Below are 15,177 nucleotides of genomic sequence, written 5' to 3'. Positions count from 1 at the left end.
CGAAATGTATCTCGCGCGATCTTTTTTCCAAAAAGGTGGTCCGAAATGGTGCGCGTCATAGGCCGGTTTATCCAACGACCCATGATTGAAAGTCAGGCAGTAGAGGTTTTTTGTGATGTTGATTTCAGTTCAGGCGCTACGGGCGTTCGCAGCGTGGGTCGTGGTGTGTCATCACTTCATGCAGATTTTTTTCGATTTCAAGGCCAGCGGCCCGGTGGGACAGTTCTTTGTGTCGAAGGGCGCGGTCGGCGTTGATATCTTCTTTGTCATCAGTGGTCTGGTTATCTTTTTGTCGACGCAGAACAGCGATATGCCTGCACGGCGCTTCATTCTGCATCGTCTGATTCGAATTGTTCCGGCCTATTGGCTGTATACCGCCGCCATGGCGTTGTTGTTGCTGATTGCAGCACCGATGCTCCCGCATCAGGTCATCGGCTGGCAGAACTTCCTCTTGTCACTGGTATTCATTCCTTCCGAAAACCCCGGTGGTTATGGCCTTTACCCGACGCTTAACGTCGGCTGGACGCTCAACTATGAGATGTTTTTCTATCTGCTGTTCTCGGTGGTATTCCTCTTTCAGCAGCGTCACCGGCCGCTGATCATTGCCGCAGCGCTGTTTGCGGTCAGTGAGGTTCTGGCCCGCACCGGGCTGATCAGCCGCTTCTATGGCAACGACATTATTTACGAATTCCTGCTGGGTATCGGCATCGGCATCCTCTATCGCCGTGGCTGGATCAAACAGGCGCTATGGCTGCCGCTAGCGGGTATTGCGGTAGGGCTGTATGCGATCAATCACCTGACCAATGAGCAGCGTCTGCTCAACTGGGGCCTGCCGAGTGCCTTGATCGTGCTGTCGTGCATCTCGCTGGAACCTTATTTCCAGGGCAACAGGTTGCTCAAGGTACTGGGCGATTGCTCGTACTCGGTCTACCTGCTGCATGTCTTGGTGCTGTACGGCGGGTTGCTGATGGCGCAGCGCTTTGGCCTCAGTCCTTATGTGGTGTTCGCGTTCTGCGTGCCGATTATCGCCATCGGTGCCTGGGTCAGTTATGAATGGATCGAGAAGGGCCTTTACCGAAGGATGAGGAGCTGGCTGGACGGACGCCGAGCGGTCAGCCGGGCGCAGGCATTAACCTGACAAAAATACTAGGACTTTGTGTGACGGTGCCGATTGGCGTAAACTGCTGGCACGTCTGCGAGGAATTTTCATGACCGCTATCACTATTACCGATGCCGCCCACGATTATCTGGCCGATCTGCTGGAAAAGCAGAACACCCCGGGCATTGGCATCCGCGTATTTATTACTCAGCCCGGCACTCAGTACGCCGAAACCTGCATTGCCTACTGCAAGCCGGGTGAAGAAAAGCCGGAAGACAAGGCTATCGGCCTGAAGAGCTTCACCGCCTGGATCGATGGTTTCAGCGAAGCCTTTCTGGATGATGCCGTAGTTGATTACGCCACTGATCGCATGGGCGGCCAGTTGACCATCAAGGCACCAAACGCCAAGGTGCCAATGGTCAATGCCGACAGCCCGATCAACGAGCGCATCAATTATTATCTGCAAACCGAGATCAATCCGGGCCTTGCCAGTCACGGCGGTCAGGTCACGCTGATCGATGTGGTTGAAGAAGAGGCAAAAAATATTGCTGTCCTGCAATTCGGTGGCGGTTGCCAGGGTTGCGGTCAGGCTGATGTCACGTTGAAGGAAGGTATCGAGCGTACGTTGCTTGAGCGCATTCCCGAGCTGTCGGGCGTTCGCGATGTGACCGACCATACGCAGAAAGAAAACGCTTACTACTAAGCCTTTCTCTGCTGCGCAAAACGCCCTGACTGTTCAGGGCGTTTTCGTGTGCGGCCGTCGCTGGTGGTCAGGTCAGTTCCACCAGTACTGCGCCTTCGTTGACCATCTCTCCCTCATGGCAGTAAAGCGCTGTAACGACGCCTGTACTGGCAGCGCGGATGCTGTGTTCCATCTTCATGGCCTCCAGCACCACCAGTTGCGCCCCGCACTCGACCGCCTGACCCACTTCAACCAGCACGCGCACGATGCTGCCATTCATGGGGGCGGTCAGGCCGCCATGCTGGCTATCGCTGAGGTCGGCCTGCGCGATGGGGTCCAGTCGGTTGATGGTTTGCAGGTCGCCTTGCCATTTGAGGTAAAGCGTACCGCCACGGCGTATCGCCAGATTCGAGCGGCGCACGCCGTTGTGTTCGACAGTCAGATGCTCGTCGCTGAGTTTAAATGGTGAGTCGCTGCTGTTGCGCAGGTAGACGGTTCGGGTTTGACCATTGCAGCTCAGCCGCAGATCCGTCTCCGCAGGCAGGCCTGCACGAAAGCCTGTCGTGACCTCCCAGGGCGAGTGCAGGTCGTCTTGATCGACACGTGCCGGTTCGCTCTGGCTGAAGGCCTCGGCGGCGGCCTGCCAGAGTTCCTCACACAGTTCACCCGTTTGCGGCAGCAATTTATCCTGATAGCGGGGGATGAAGCCTGTGTCCAGTTCCGCGGCGGCAAACGCTGGATGGGCGATGATTCTGCGCAAAAATGCGAGGTTGGTTCTGACACCGCCCACTGCAAACTCATCCAGCATAGCGAGCAGGCGCAAACGGGCCTGCTCACGGTTTTCGCCCCAGGCAATCAGTTTGCCGAGCATGGGGTCATAGAAGGGTGAAATGTTGTCACCCTCGCTAACGCCACTGTCCACACGCTTGCCGGGGCCGGACGCGGATTCTCTGTAGAGTTCCAGCGTGCCGGTCGCAGGCAGAAAATCGTTGGCCGGGTCTTCGGCGTATAACCGGACCTCAATGGCGTGACCGATCAGTGGCACTTGTTCCTGAGTAATAGGCAGCGGTTCGCCTCTGGCCACCCGAATCTGCCATTCCACCAGATCCAGGCCCGTGATGTACTCGGTCACCGGGTGCTCGACTTGCAGGCGGGTATTCATCTCCATGAAGAAAAACTCGCCGCGCGCGTCCAGCAGGAATTCCACCGTGCCTGCACCCACGTAGCCGATTGCCTGTGCGGCCTTGACCGCCGCTTCACCCATGGCTTTGCGCAGTTCGGGTGTCAGGCCGGGCGCAGGTGCTTCTTCGACGACCTTCTGGTGTCGGCGCTGAATGGAGCAGTCGCGCTCATTGAGGTAGAGGCAGTGACCATGGCGGTCGGCAAACACCTGAATCTCGACGTGGCGTGGGGTGAGGACGTATTTCTCCACCAGCATTCGCGCGTCGCCGAACGATGAGAGCGCCTCGCGTTGCGCAGAGGCCAGCGCTTCGGTCAGTTCGCCGCTGTGCTCCACCACCTTCATGCCTTTGCCGCCACCGCCTGCCGTGGCTTTCAACAGCACGGGGTAACCGATGCGTTCAGCGGCGCTGCGGAACGTCTCGATGTTCTGTGCGTCGCCGTGATAGCCAGGTACCAACGGCACGCCAGCCTGCTCCATCAGCGACTTGGCGGCAGATTTGCTGCCCATGGCGTCGATGGCCGAGGCGGGTGGGCCGAGGAAAATCAGCCCTGCCTCTTCAATGGCACGGGCAAAGTCGGCATTTTCGGACAAAAAACCGTAGCCGGGGTGAATCGCTTGTGCACCGCTTGCCTTGGCTGCATCGATAAGCTTGTCGATCGCCAGGTAGCTTTCTGCTGCCTTGCTGCCTCCAAGGTCCACACGGATATCAGCCTCACGGCTATGCCGTGCGTCACGGTCAATGGCACTGTGCACGGCGACTGTGGTGAGCCCCATGGTTTTCGCGGTACGCATGATACGACAGGCAATTTCACCACGGTTGGCGATCAACAGCGTGGTCAGCTCGGGGGTGCTCATGATTGCGAGTCCTTCTGTGATTCTTGCCGGGCTGCAAGCGCTGCTGGCGTTTGATCGCCGTGTGGCTGCCAGCCGGGTGTACGTTTTTGCAGGAAGGCGCGCAGGCCTTCCTGGCCTTCGGCGCTGGTGCGGATGCGCGCGATGGCGCTTTCACAGTAGCGGCGCAATGCAGGTGTGAGTTCGCCGCTGCCGACTTCGCGTAGCAACTCCTTGCTGACCCGCATGGCCTGCGGGCTATTGAGCAGCAGGTTGTCGACCCACTCCTGCGTGCGGGCTTGCAGGTCGGCAGCCGGGTAGCACTCAGCTATCAGCCCCATCTGCTGCGCTCGCTGGCCATCGAAACGCTCGGCGGTCAGTGCGTAGCGCCGCGCGGCGCGTTCGCCGATGGCCTGTACCACAAACGGACTGATAACCGCTGGAGCCAGACCTATGCGTACTTCTGACAGGCAGAACTGCGCATCTGCCGTCGCAATGGCCATGTCGCAGCAACTGATCAGGCCCAGCGCGCCACCGAACGCTGCACCTTGCACCACCGCAAGCGTCGGTATTTTCAATTTGGCGAGGCTGTACATCAGCTCTGCCAGTTCACGGGCATCATCCAGATTGGTGTTGTAGTCCAGCTCTGCGGCCTGCTGCATCCAGGCCAGATCGGCACCGGCGCTGAAATGCCTGCCACGCCCGCGCACCAGCAGAAAGCGCTGGCCGGCATCACTTTGCACCTGGTCCAGCGCGAGGATCAACTCGCGAATCATCTGCGCATTGAAGGCATTGTTCTTGTCCGGTCTATTTAGCCACAGCGTGGCGAAACCACGTGGGTCGGTGATCAACTCTATGGTCGCGAACGAGGTCGAAGTCATGGTCATTTCCCGCCTCACATCCGGAACAGGCCGAAGGTGGTAGGTTCGATGGGCGCATTGAGCGAGGCGGACAGGGCCAGCGCAAGAATTTCGCGGGTTTGTGCCGGGTCGATGACTCCGTCGTCCCACAGTCGGGCGCTGGAGTAATAAGGATGCCCTTGATGCTCGTACTGATCGAGAATCGGCTGCTTCAGTTCGGCCTGCTGCTCGGCGCTGAAGGCCTGGCCGGCACGTTCCGCCTGCTCGCACTTGACCTGCACCAGCACGCCCGCTGCCTGCTCGCCGCCCATCACGCCGATTCTCGCGTTGGGCCACATCCACAGAAATCGCGGGTCGTAGGCGCGGCCGCACATGCCGTAATTTCCTGCGCCGAAACTGCCGCCGATGATGACCGTGAATTTCGGCACCTTCGCGCAGGCCACGGCGGTCACCAGCTTGGCACCATGTTTGGCGATGCCCCCGGCTTCATACTTCTGACCGACCATGAAACCGGTGATGTTCTGCAGAAACAGCAGGGGAATTCCCCTTTGGCAGGCCAGTTCGATAAAGTGCGCGCCTTTTTGCGCAGCTTCTGCGAACAGAATCCCATTGTTGGCTAGCATCGCGATCGGGTAGCCATGCAGGCGAGCGAAGCCGCAGACCAGCGTGGTGCCAAACAACGCCTTGAATTCATCCAGTACCGAGCCATCCACCAACCGCGCGATGACTTCGCGTACGTCAAACGGCTGTTTTGTGTCGGCCGGGATAATGCCGTACAGGTCATCGCTTGCGTACAACGGCGCAATCGGTGTGACAGTGTTCAGTTGACCCTGCTTGCGCCAGTTCAGATTGGCGATGCTGCGTCGCGCCAATGCCAGCGCGTGCTCGTCGCTGTCGGCATAGTGATCGGCCACCCCGGAGGTGCGGCAATGCACATCGGCACCGCCCATTTCTTCAGCGCTGACTATTTCTCCGGTGGCAGCTTTTACCAGTGGCGGGCCTGCGAGGAAGATGGTGGCTTGCTGACGCACCATGATCGCTTCGTCGGCCATGGCCGGAACATAGGCCCCGCCTGCGGTACAGGAACCCATGACCACGGCAATCTGGGGAATGCCTTGTGCGCTCATGTTGGCTTGATTGAAGAAGATTCGCCCGAAGTGTTCGCGGTCCGGAAACACTTCGTCCTGGCGCGGCAGGTTGGCACCACCGGAGTCCACCAGGTAGATGCACGGCAGGCGGTTTTGCTGGGCGATGGTCTGCGCGCGCAGGTGCTTTTTGACGGTCAGCGGGTAATAGGAGCCACCTTTGACCGTCGCGTCGTTGGCGATGATCATGCACTCGACGCCCTCGACCCGGGCAATACCGGCAATTACTCCGGCGGCTGGAACCTCTTCGCCATACACCTGATGGGCGGCGAGTTGGCCGATTTCCAGAAACGGCGAGCCGCTGTCCAGTAGACGGTTGATACGTTCGCGCGGCAGCAGCTTGCCGCGTGACGTATGACGTTCCTGTGCCTTGGGCCCGCCGCCTTGGCGAACGATGCTCAGCAACATACGGAGCTCTTCGACCTGCTTGAGCAGCGTGGTGCGATTAAGGGCAAATTCCGGCGAGCGGGCGTTGATGCGAGTCTGCAGAATGGTCATGGTAGCTCCGCAATCAACGGGTTTCGTTGAACAGTTCGCGACCGATGAGCATGCGCCGGATCTCGCTGGTGCCTGCACCGATCTCGTAGAGTTTGGCGTCGCGCAACAGTCGACCGGCCGGGAATTCGTTGATGTAGCCATTGCCGCCCAGAATCTGGATGGCATCCAGCGCCATCTGCGTGGCGCGTTCGGCGCTGTAGAGGATCACGCCCGCTGCGTCCTTGCGCGTGGTCTCGCCACGATCACAGGCTTGGGCGACGGCGTACAGGTAGGCCCGGCTGGCGTTAAGCTGGGTGTACATGTCTGCGACCTTGCCCTGAATCAGCTGGAACTCGCCGATGCTCTGGCCGAACTGCTTGCGGTCGTGAATGTAGGGCACCACCACGTCCATGCAGGCCTGCATGATTCCGGTCGGCCCGCCAGAGAGCACGACGCGTTCATAATCGAGGCCGCTCATCAGGACTCTGACACCACCATCAAGCGCGCCCAGCAGGTTCTCTTCGGGCACCTCGACATCGTCGAAAAACAGCTCGCAGGTATTGGAACCGCGCATGCCCAGCTTGTCGAACTTGCTGCCGCGCGAGAAGCCCTTCCAGTCGCGTTCGACGATAAACGCGCTGATGCCATGGGCTGCCTTCTCCAGGTCGGTCTTGGCGTAGATCACATAGGTGTTGGCATCCGGACCGTTGGTGATCCAGGTCTTGCTGCCATTTAACACATAGCGATCACCACGCTTGTCGGCGCGCAGCTTCATCGATACCACGTCCGAGCCTGCATTGGGTTCGCTCATGGCCAGCGCGCCAATGTGCTCGCCGCTGATCAGCTTGGGCAGGTATCGGGCTTTCTGCGCCGGGCTGCCATTGCGGTTGATCTGATTCACGCACAGGTTGGAATGTGCGCCGTAGGAAAGTGCCACCGATGCCGAGCCACGGCTGATTTCTTCCATCGCCACGACATGCGCCAGATAACCCAGGCCTGCACCACCGTATTCCTCGCTGACCGTGATGCCGAGCACGCCCATCTCACCGAATTTGCGCCACATGTCGACTGGGAACAGGTTGTCCTTGTCGATCTGCGCGGCGCGCGGGGCAAGCTCTGCGGCGACGAAGGATTGCAATTGGTCGCGCAGCATGTCGATGGTTTCGCCCAAGGCGAAGTTCAGGCTGGGGTAACTCATGGGTAGCGTTCCTGTTTTATTCTTGGAGATGATTCTATGCGGATTGGCTATGACCTTTACGTTAACGTAAACCTGCGGATGTGTGCTGTCAATCAGGCTTGTGCGCAGAGGGTGGGGGTGAGTCGGGAGGCAAAAGCAAACGCTGGAAAGCACGAAGGGGAGCCTGGGCTCCCCTTCAAGGTATGTCTCTATGCTCTTTTTTGTTTTTCGGGTGGCCTGTTGTTGTTTTTGGCGACCTGGCCCTTTACTGCTTTTTTGAGCGGTCCGCATGCGGGACCAAGAGCAAACGTATTTTTTTGAGCGCTGATCAAGCTTTCATCATGTGATCCAACCAGTTCGGGAGCTGCCTCAGGGCAGTTTTGTTATTCTCTGTCTGGCTGCAGAACGACTTGCAAGGCAAGCAGTTCAGAAAAGCTGTCCACTTCAAAAAAATCTGTTAGCTACGTCTCTGTCCGTGTTGTTCTTGTTGTGTCAGAGCCGGTACGTGTTGTTTTTATTGGGTTGCTGCGTGTTTTTATTTTTGTTGTACAAAGGATATAGCAGGACCCGTGCCAGTTTTTTAAAAGCCCCGTAATACCGGGAGCTGAACGTCTTTTTCGGGCATCGGGCCATCTGATTCAGTTGCCGAGTGTTTCTGTGTTACCCGTTTGTCTCGACTTAACGCGGGGCAGGGTAACACTGTGTGACAAGTTGTCGCACCCTGTTACCGACAGGTGACAGTCGTTACGCAGACAGCCGGGCCCTGGCCACGCGCGAGCCATTGCTGCGTTGCAGTACGTCGCAGATGCGCTGGCCTGCGGCGATGACCTGGTCCAGATCTACCCCGGTTTCAATGCCCATGCCCTGCAACATGTACTGCACGTCCTCAGTGGCAACATTGCCGCTGGCACCCTTGGCGTACGGGCAGCCGCCCAGGCCTGCCACGGAACTGTCGAAGACCTGGATACCTTCCTCCAGGCTGGCGTAGATATTCACCAGCGCCTGACCGTAAGTGTCGTGGAAGTGCCCGGCAAGCTTGCCTCGCGGGATCTGCGCAGAGACGGCGTTGAACAGCGCTCGCGTGGCCCCCGGCGTGCCGGTGCCGATGGTGTCGCCCAACGAAACTTCATAGCAACCCATCGCGTAGAGTTCGTTGGCGACGGCTGCGACCTGCTGCGGCGAGACACTGCCCTCATAAGGGCAGCCCAACACGCACGACACATAACCCCGAACCTGCACACCATGCATCTGCGCCGCCGCCATGATGGGCGCAAAGCGCTCCAGGCTTTCGCTGATCGAGCAATTGAGGTTACGCCGGGAGAACCCTTCGGTTGCCGCTGCAAACACCGCGACCTCTCTGACGCCGGCCGCCAACGCATCTTCGAACCCGCGCAGGTTGGGTGCCAGGGCAGAGTAGATAACGCCTTCACGCCGCTGGATATTTTCGAACACCTGGGCGGAGCCAGCCATCTGCGGCACCCATTTGGCCGAGACAAAACTGCCGACTTCAATGTGGCTCAGTCCGGCTGCCGTCAGGTCATCCACCAAGCGCACCTTGTCGTCGATACTGATCGGTTGTGCTTCATTCTGCAGGCCGTCACGCGGGCCGACTTCAACGATATTTACCTTTTGTGGAAGAGACATGGCAGTGCCTTTTGGTGGTCAGTGTGAAGTGGCAGCAGTTTTATCGAGCGCAGCCCGGCAACGCTCTTCGGCAGTGTCCAGCTCCAGTTGCATTTGCCGGATGTCCAGCAATTGTTGTTCGAGCTGTTCACGGCGCTCGGCGATCTTGCCGAGCATGGTCTGCAACTGCTTCTGGTTGTCACCGGCAGGGTCGTACAGCGAGATCAGTTCCTTGCATTCAGCCAGCGAAAAACCAATGCGTTTGCCGCGCAGGATCAGTTTCAGGGTGACTTTGTCACGGGCCGTGTAGATGCGCTCCAGTCCCTTGCGTTCAGGGCTGAGCATGCCTTGCTCTTCGTAAAAGCGGATCGCGCGGGTGGTGATATCCAGCTCACGGGCGAGCTCGGAAATGCTGTAAGTCTGACTGCTCATGGTGTCGCTCAATGAGATATTCAGCACTCAACCTACGGCGTGCTTTACGTAAGCGTCAAGCAGAAGTCGTGTTGTCAAGGCGCGCCAAGCCGCGCTTGCCAAATTAGAAACGACTTTAACAAATTCAAATATTTAATTAAAAAAAAATGGCTTGGTGTTTTTATCTCATGCTTTCTCGAGGCTTTGTTCCTGCGCCACGACCCGCTGTGAAAGCTCGATGATCTGTTCGCGCATCCAGCGGTTGGCTGGGTCCTGATCAGTGCTTTCATGCCAGTACAGATGGGTTTCGACCGAAGGCACATCGTTGACCGGTAAGTGGACATAGTGCAAATCGTTACGGCGGGCGAAGCGTTCAGGTATGGTCATGACCATATCAGTCTGCTGCAGGACCTGTGTCGCCATCAGGTAATGCTGCGAGCGCAACGCAATCCTGCGCTGAATGCCCATCTTGCCCAACGCCAGGTCCACGTGCCCCAGTCCGCTACGCCGACTGGAAATATGGATGTGTGCCTGGCTCATGTAATCATCCAGCGTCAACGTGGCCTTGTTTGCCAGCGCATGCGCCTTGCGCATGCCGCACACATAGCGGTCTTCCATCAACTTGACGCGGCGAACTTGCGGGTCGGTATTGAGCGGTGCATCCACGGCGAAGTCGAGGCGCCCGGCAGCCAGCTCCTTGGTGGTTTCCCGACGCTTGGACAGAAAGCTTTCGATGGTCACTGCAGGCGCAAGGCGTCGCAGCCGCTGGAACAGCGTCGGCAGGATCACGGCCTCGGTCAGGTCGGTCATGCTGATGCGGTAATTCTTGTTGGCCTGCAACGGGTTGAATATACGGCTTTCCTGCACCGAGACCCTGAGCAATGAGAGTGCACTGCGCACCGGGCCGATGATGTTTTGTGCCATCGGTGTCGGCACCATGCCTTGAGCTGTTCGCACAAACAGCGGGTCGTTGAAGGTCTCTCGCAGCCGCGCCAGGGCGTTGGACACCGCAGGCTGGGTAATGCCGACGATCTGCCCGGCCCGGGTCAGATTGGCTTCGGTGTAGATGGCGTCGAAGACAATGAAAAGATTGAGATCGACCTTGCTCAGGTTCATTGATGAGCGCCTCGTGCTGTTATTTTGATTCGCTGTTCGGCAGGCTGGGGACGCCGCAGCGGTGATGGATCATATATCGGTTATGAATGTTTATACACGCCGAGAATAGATTAGATAAATGTATGGCGTTTCTCTAGCATCAGGATCATGCATTCGACACCCTGATCGAGAAGGTAGTGGCCCATGGATTTCGCGTATTCCCCGAAGGTGCAGGCATTGCGTGAGCGCGTCACCGCGTTCATGGATGCATACGTTTATCCGGCCGAGCCGGTTTTCGAACAGCAAGTGGCCGAAGGCGACCGCTGGCAGCCCACCGCGATCATGGAAGAACTGAAAGCCCGTGCAAGGGCTGAGGGGTTGTGGAACCTGTTTTTGCCGGAGTCTGCGCTCGGTGCCGGCCTGAGCAATCTGGAATACGCGCCGCTGGCGGAAATCATGGGGCGTTCGATGCTGGGGCCCGAGCCGTTCAATTGCTCTGCGCCTGACACCGGCAACATGGAGGTGCTGGTTCGCTATGCCAGCGAGGAGCAGAAAGCCCGCTGGCTGGAACCCTTGCTGCGTGGCGAGATTCGTTCTGCTTTTGCCATGACCGAACCCGATGTAGCGTCATCGGATGCCACCAATATGGCCGCGCGCGCCGAGCGCGATGGCGACGAATGGGTGATCAACGGCCGCAAGTGGTGGACTTCCGGTGCCTGCGACCCGCGCTGCAAAATCCTGATTTTCATGGGCCTGAGCAATCCTGACGGACCGCGCCATCAGCAACACTCGATGATTCTGGTCCCGGTCGACACGCCGGGCGTGAAGATTGTCAGGCCGCTGCCTGTGTTCGGCTACGACGACGCGCCCCACGGGCATGCCGAAGTGGTGTTCGATAACGTCAGGGTGCCGTTTGAAAACGTCTTGCTGGGTGAGGGGCGCGGCTTTGAAATCGCTCAAGGCCGGTTGGGACCAGGCCGCATTCACCACTGCATGCGCTCCATCGGTATGGCTGAACGGGCACTTGAGCTGATGTGCAGGCGCTCCGTAGACCGGGTTGCCTTCGGCAAACCACTGGCCAGGCTGGGGGGCAATATCGACAGGATTGCCGATTCGCGCATGGAGATCGATATGGCCCGCCTGCTGACCCTGAAGGCTGCCTACATGATGGATACAGCAGGCAACAAGGTCGCCAGAAGCGAAATCGCGCAGATCAAGGTGGTAGCGCCGAACGTGGCGCTGAAGGTCATCGATCGGGCGATCCAGATGCACGGCGGTGCGGGTGTTTCCAATGATTTCCCCTTGGCCTACATGTATGCCATGCAGCGCACACTGCGTCTGGCAGATGGCCCGGATGAAGTACATCGCGCCGCTGTCGGCAAGTATGAACTGGGCAAATACCTGCCGGCAGACAGGGAGCGCAGCCAGTCCTGAGCTGGTAGCCGATAACTGCGCCCAGGCTACTGCACCCAGACTTCGACCCGACGGTTCTTGATCCGGCCGTCATCGATCTCATTGGTGGCTACCGGCATCTCATCTCCCAGGCCAACGATGTCGCGAAATGTCACGCCGCTTTTCAGCAGCTCGCGGCGCACTGCCATGGCGCGCAGCCTTGAGAGCAGGGCTGCGCGAGCCGGGTCGCTTTTGGCATCACCAAAGCCGACCAGCGTGACATGTTGATTGAGCTTATCGCTGGTTTTCAGGTACTCCGCTACCCGCTTGAGGTCCTGCTGCGCCTTGTTGTCCAGCCTCGCGCTGCCCTGGGCAAAGCGAAAGTTGACCGACAGGCGTTCGGCCTTGCGCGCCAGCGCCTGATAGTCCGCAGGCATCTGCGCAGTAGGCTGCACCTTGAGTGCCTGCACGGTCTGCGCGACGATCGCCTGACCCTCGGCGCTCTGCGCGAAACGGACCAACGCCTGCGCCCAGCGTTGATGAGTTGAGGTGGGCACATAAAAGTAGAGCCGTCGCGACAGAGGATAATCCTCGGTGGCAATCAGACTGACAGTCGGGAGCATCGGTCTGGAGTCACCATCGGCAATGGCCACCGCTTTGGCCCGCCTGATGGATGGTAGCCCGATAAAACCGATGCCATTGATGTCCTTGCTGACGTCGTCGGAGAGCTGTTCGCTGGATTCAAAGCGCGCGGCTGTGCCGGACAGGTTCTTGCCGTATTTTACAAGTATCAGGTCCTTGAATGTTTCATAGGTGCCGGACTTCTCATCGCGAACATAAAGATGAATGGCTCCCGCATTTCCACCCACTTCGGCCCAGTCCCTGACTTCCCCGCTGAAAATGCGCGCCAGCTGCAGCGTATCCAGCTGTCTGACCGGATTGCCTGGATGCAGAATCACAGCAACGCCATCGATGGCAATGGTTTGCTCGCTAGCTGCGCTTTTCAGGTCGCCCAGGCCAGCCAGGTCCTTGGCTTCCTGATCCTTGATAGGTCGGGAAGAGGCGGCGATATCGGCGTTACCTGCTTTGAGCGCAGTAAAACCGGTGCCTGAACCATGTGCGGCGATTTCGATACTGACCGTCTGCCCTGCGGCGGTAGTGCCGACGACGCGCTGTTCATTCATGACATTGCCGGCAACAGTCTGCACTGATTGCAGGCCTTGCTGGCGCATCAACCCTTCAGCCAGTGCGGGGCCCAATTGGGCATTGATGGTATTTGAGCCTTGAATGCGCAAGGCCGGTACTTCACCCGCGGGCAGCGGCAGTGCCGCCAGCGCAAGGGCGGGCAGGGTGGCGCTCGACAGAGTCAGCGCCGTTAGCAAAGCGCGCAACATCGGCGTCACCATGAGTCACGGGAGGGTGCCGGGAGAATAAGACAGAAAGATTTCCGGAATATGACGATTGCTCGACCACTGCGCGCGCGACCCGTTTATGCATAAAGCCGGATCGCACGATAGGGCGCTTTTTCAGTTCAGTTCCAGCCAGATCGGCGCATGGTCCGACGGCTTTTCCATGCCGCGCAAATCGTAGTCCACCCCGGCGGCCTTGATGCGTGGCTGCAGGCCGGTGGAGGTCATGATCAGGTCGATGCGCAGGCCGCGCTTGGGTTCGTCTTCAAAGCCGCGGCTGCGATAGTCAAACCAGCTGAATCGGTCGACGACTTCAGGGTACAGATGACGGAAGCTGTCCACCAGGCCCCAGTTTTTCAAGCGTTCCATCCACTCGCGCTCTTCGGGGAGAAAGCTGCACTTGCCGGTCTTCAGCCAGCGCTTGGCGTTGTCGGCACCGATGCCGATGTCGCAGTCCTGCGGAGAAATGTTTACGTCACCCATCACGATAAGCGGCTGCTCGTTGCTGAAATGGCTCTCCAGCAAGGTCTGCAGATTCTCGTAAAAACGCTGTTTGGCTGGAAATTTGGTCGGGTGATCACGGCTCTCGCCCTGCGGAAAGTAGCCATTCATGATGGTGACCGGCTGCCCATTGCTGTCGGCATAAGTGCCCCAGATGAAGCGCTTCTGCGATTCTTCGTCGTCGCCTTCAAAACCCTTGTGCAGGGCCAGCGGAGGATTGCGTGATAGCAGGGCAACACCGTAATGGCCTTTCTGGCCGTGGAAATGCACGTGATAGCCCAGCGCTTCGACTTCCGCGTGGGGGAACTGCTCGTCAGAAACCTTGGTTTCCTGAAGGCCGATTACGTCAGGCTGATGTTTGTCGATCAGCGCCGCCAACTGATGAGGTCGAGCGCGCAGACCATTGATGTTGAACGAGACGATTTTCATAAAACGGCGGTCCTGAGCAAAAACAAACAGCGATGCTAGCTGACCTGTGGTTTCAGGACCAGCACCGTGTAAGGCACCGCGCAAACACAGACCCGGACAAATCGTTGGAACTGTTATCAAGTGCCATCACTCGAAAGCCTGCTTGCCAAAACTGCTGCGCCAGACGCAGTTCCGTTAACACGAGGCCCTTTATGTCCCTACCTGCTGCCATCACGGGTGAAGTTCGTCAACTCGACAGTGGTTATTCCCGTGAAACCCGCTCCTTGCTGTTCAGGGCCTATCGGCACGATCCGACGTTCGCCTATCTGTTCAATGCCGAGCGCGAGGGATATGAGCAACGCGTATTGGCGACCATTCGCCAACTGGTCAAACAACACTTCCTGCAAGACCAGCCTGCACTCGGTCTGTTTTTGCAGGATCGGCTGGTCGGCGTAGCGCTGATCGCGCCACCGCAACGTCGTCTGGGCGTCACTGAAAGCTGGGCTTGGCGTCTGCGCATGGTGATGGACACCGGCCTTGGTTGCACCCAGCGTTATCTGGCTTATTACAACGCGGTGCTGGCCTGTGTTCCGTCCGAAACCGTGCATGTGCTGCCGTTGATAGGCCTGGATCCGGAATTTCAGGGTCAGAAGCTGGGGCAGGATTTGAGCGAACAACTGCTTGGGGCGCTGCACGATTGGTGCGCGGTGGATGAGCACTCTCAGGGCATCGTCGTAGACACGGGTAATCCTCGTTATCTCGAGTTCTATAAGCGTCAAGGCTATGAGGAAATCGGCGAGATTGCGGTAGGACCTGTCCGAGAGCATGTGTTTTTTCACCCCAATCCTCAGGTTTCACTGCCGGTGCCTGACGTAACGGTCTGA

At 58.4% G+C, this 15,177-nt stretch carries 13 protein-coding genes and 1 pseudogene; 5 read left to right on the top strand and 9 right to left on the bottom strand.

The window, feature by feature from the left end; genetic code table 11:
- Positions 1-115 precede the first annotated feature (115 nt).
- Together LJU29_RS15225 and nfuA are read left to right on the top strand one after the other, a co-directional pair.
- Positions 116-1,138 (top strand): acyltransferase family protein, encoded by a 1,023-nt coding sequence (locus LJU29_RS15225; RefSeq protein ID WP_005757277.1) that lies wholly within the window; start codon positions 116-118, stop codon positions 1,136-1,138.
- Positions 1,139-1,208: 70 nt separating this feature from the next.
- Positions 1,209-1,802, top strand: a complete 594-nt coding sequence (nfuA, locus tag LJU29_RS15220) for a Fe-S biogenesis protein NfuA (protein ID WP_002553665.1) — start codon at positions 1,209-1,211, stop codon at positions 1,800-1,802.
- Positions 1,803-1,869: 67 nt separating this feature from the next.
- Here nfuA and LJU29_RS15215 read toward each other — a convergent pair whose 3' ends face one another.
- From LJU29_RS15215 to LJU29_RS15200, 4 genes are read right to left on the bottom strand one after another with little or no spacing between them, the layout of a single operon-like run.
- Positions 1,870-3,819, bottom strand: a complete 1,950-nt coding sequence (locus LJU29_RS15215; protein ID WP_257110884.1) for an acetyl/propionyl/methylcrotonyl-CoA carboxylase subunit alpha — start codon at positions 3,817-3,819, stop codon at positions 1,870-1,872.
- Positions 3,816-4,676 carry a gamma-carboxygeranoyl-CoA hydratase gene (locus tag LJU29_RS15210; protein ID WP_054996285.1) on the bottom strand — a complete coding sequence of 287 codons (861 nt, stop codon included), beginning with the start codon at positions 4,674-4,676 and terminating at the stop codon, positions 3,816-3,818. The genes LJU29_RS15215 and LJU29_RS15210 overlap by 4 nt, the downstream gene beginning before the upstream one ends.
- A 14-nt stretch (positions 4,677-4,690) precedes the next feature.
- Complete coding sequence (locus tag LJU29_RS15205) at positions 4,691-6,298, bottom strand: carboxyl transferase domain-containing protein (protein ID WP_257110883.1); 1,608 nt, start codon at positions 6,296-6,298, stop codon at positions 4,691-4,693.
- A gap of 13 nt (positions 6,299-6,311) precedes the next feature.
- Positions 6,312-7,475 (bottom strand): isovaleryl-CoA dehydrogenase, encoded by a 1,164-nt coding sequence (locus tag LJU29_RS15200; protein WP_005757286.1) that lies wholly within the window; start codon positions 7,473-7,475, stop codon positions 6,312-6,314.
- 182 nt (positions 7,476-7,657) lie between these two features.
- Here LJU29_RS15200 and LJU29_RS15195 point away from each other — a divergent pair.
- Positions 7,658-7,915: pseudogene (locus tag LJU29_RS15195) on the top strand (hypothetical protein).
- A gap of 283 nt (positions 7,916-8,198) precedes the next feature.
- Here LJU29_RS15195 and LJU29_RS15190 read toward each other — a convergent pair.
- From LJU29_RS15190 to LJU29_RS15180, 3 genes are all read right to left on the bottom strand, one after another.
- Positions 8,199-9,098 carry a hydroxymethylglutaryl-CoA lyase gene (locus LJU29_RS15190; RefSeq protein ID WP_005777544.1) on the bottom strand — a complete coding sequence of 300 codons (900 nt, stop codon included), beginning with the start codon at positions 9,096-9,098 and terminating at the stop codon, positions 8,199-8,201.
- An 18-nt stretch (positions 9,099-9,116) separates the two neighbouring features.
- Entirely contained in the window at positions 9,117-9,509 is a 393-nt protein-coding gene (locus LJU29_RS15185; protein WP_005743596.1) for a MerR family transcriptional regulator, read from the bottom strand.
- Between the two features lie 165 nt (positions 9,510-9,674).
- Positions 9,675-10,604, bottom strand: coding sequence for a LysR family transcriptional regulator (locus LJU29_RS15180; protein WP_257110882.1), 930 nt, complete (start codon positions 10,602-10,604; stop codon positions 9,675-9,677).
- A gap of 183 nt (positions 10,605-10,787) precedes the next feature.
- Between LJU29_RS15180 and LJU29_RS15175 the strand changes: the two genes are divergently transcribed.
- Complete coding sequence (locus LJU29_RS15175) at positions 10,788-12,017, top strand: acyl-CoA dehydrogenase (RefSeq protein WP_011168689.1); 1,230 nt, start codon at positions 10,788-10,790, stop codon at positions 12,015-12,017.
- A 26-nt stretch (positions 12,018-12,043) separates the two neighbouring features.
- Here the strand turns inward: LJU29_RS15175 and LJU29_RS15170 are convergent, their stop codons facing one another.
- Both LJU29_RS15170 and xthA read right to left on the bottom strand, forming a co-directional pair.
- Positions 12,044-13,369 carry a substrate-binding domain-containing protein gene (locus LJU29_RS15170; RefSeq protein ID WP_257110881.1) on the bottom strand — a complete coding sequence of 442 codons (1,326 nt, stop codon included), beginning with the start codon at positions 13,367-13,369 and terminating at the stop codon, positions 12,044-12,046.
- 132 nt (positions 13,370-13,501) lie between these two features.
- Positions 13,502-14,314: an exodeoxyribonuclease III gene (gene xthA, locus LJU29_RS15165; RefSeq protein WP_004658827.1), complete on the bottom strand. Its 813-nt coding sequence runs from the start codon at positions 14,312-14,314 to the stop codon at positions 13,502-13,504.
- A 191-nt stretch (positions 14,315-14,505) separates the two neighbouring features.
- Here xthA and LJU29_RS15160 point away from each other — a divergent pair, with 191 nt between their 5' ends.
- A complete protein-coding gene (locus LJU29_RS15160; protein WP_002553676.1) occupies positions 14,506-15,177 on the top strand; it encodes a GNAT family N-acetyltransferase in 672 nt (223 codons plus the stop codon).

The sequence above is a fragment of the Pseudomonas ficuserectae genome, from assembly GCF_024584585.1.
In the GTDB taxonomy this organism is placed as follows: Bacteria; Pseudomonadota; Gammaproteobacteria; order Pseudomonadales; family Pseudomonadaceae; genus Aquipseudomonas; species Aquipseudomonas amygdali.
The sequence above is the reverse complement of the archived record's forward strand: the minus strand, read 5'-3'. Positions and strand labels throughout refer to the sequence as shown.

Bases quoted from the DNA above. Each gene is read 5' to 3' on its own strand.
- LJU29_RS15225 (WP_005757277.1), top strand. From the start codon at position 116: ATGTTGATTTCAGTTCAGGCGCTACGGGCGTTCGCAGCGTGGGTCGTG.
- nfuA (WP_002553665.1), top strand. From the start codon at position 1,209: ATGACCGCTATCACTATTACCGATGCCGCCCACGATTATCTGGCCGAT.
- LJU29_RS15215 (WP_257110884.1), bottom strand. From the start codon at position 3,819: ATGAGCACCCCCGAGCTGACCACGCTGTTGATCGCCAACCGTGGTGAA.
- LJU29_RS15210 (WP_054996285.1), bottom strand. From the start codon at position 4,676: ATGACTTCGACCTCGTTCGCGACCATAGAGTTGATCACCGACCCACGT.
- LJU29_RS15205 (WP_257110883.1), bottom strand. From the start codon at position 6,298: ATGACCATTCTGCAGACTCGCATCAACGCCCGCTCGCCGGAATTTGCC.
- LJU29_RS15200 (WP_005757286.1), bottom strand. From the start codon at position 7,475: ATGAGTTACCCCAGCCTGAACTTCGCCTTGGGCGAAACCATCGACATG.
- LJU29_RS15190 (WP_005777544.1), bottom strand. From the start codon at position 9,098: ATGTCTCTTCCACAAAAGGTAAATATCGTTGAAGTCGGCCCGCGTGAC.
- LJU29_RS15185 (WP_005743596.1), bottom strand. From the start codon at position 9,509: ATGAGCAGTCAGACTTACAGCATTTCCGAGCTCGCCCGTGAGCTGGAT.
- LJU29_RS15180 (WP_257110882.1), bottom strand. From the start codon at position 10,604: ATGAACCTGAGCAAGGTCGATCTCAATCTTTTCATTGTCTTCGACGCC.
- LJU29_RS15175 (WP_011168689.1), top strand. From the start codon at position 10,788: ATGGATTTCGCGTATTCCCCGAAGGTGCAGGCATTGCGTGAGCGCGTC.
- LJU29_RS15170 (WP_257110881.1), bottom strand. From the start codon at position 13,369: ATGTTGCGCGCTTTGCTAACGGCGCTGACTCTGTCGAGCGCCACCCTG.
- xthA (WP_004658827.1), bottom strand. From the start codon at position 14,314: ATGAAAATCGTCTCGTTCAACATCAATGGTCTGCGCGCTCGACCTCAT.
- LJU29_RS15160 (WP_002553676.1), top strand. From the start codon at position 14,506: ATGTCCCTACCTGCTGCCATCACGGGTGAAGTTCGTCAACTCGACAGT.